Origin of the sequence: Psychrobacter sp. TB20-MNA-CIBAN-0197 (assembly GCF_040309765.1) — a bacterium.
Lineage (GTDB): Bacteria > Pseudomonadota > Gammaproteobacteria > Pseudomonadales > Moraxellaceae > Psychrobacter > Psychrobacter submarinus.
This window is the reverse complement of record NZ_JBEOPC010001505.1, coordinates 1-230: the sequence shown is the minus strand read 5'-3', so window position 1 is coordinate 230 and position 230 is coordinate 1. Positions and strand designations below refer to the sequence as shown.

General features: G+C 43.5%; 1 protein-coding gene. It reads right to left on the bottom strand.

Annotated features, from left to right (window positions below; genetic code table 11):
• On the bottom strand, nucleotides 1–211 hold a 211-nt coding region (locus AAEY83_RS18995; protein ID WP_351061829.1), incomplete at its 3' end, for a rhodanese-like domain-containing protein.
• Between the last annotated feature and the right edge of the window lie 19 nt (nucleotides 212–230).

Genomic DNA, 230 nt, shown 5'->3' with positions numbered 1-230 from the left:
AAACGCTTAAATTACTGTAACCACATTCGGTAGCAAATAACGCTAAAGCACACGCTGTAATACCTGAGCCACAGCTAAACTGTAACTGCCGCGCATCATCAACCACGTCACTAAATATCGCTTTAATTTCGGCAAGTGGTTTGGCTTCACCTTTATTAAGTAAATCCATAAAAGGCAACGAGCGACTATTTGGGATATGCCCGCTACGCATGCCTTTTCGGGGTTCACTT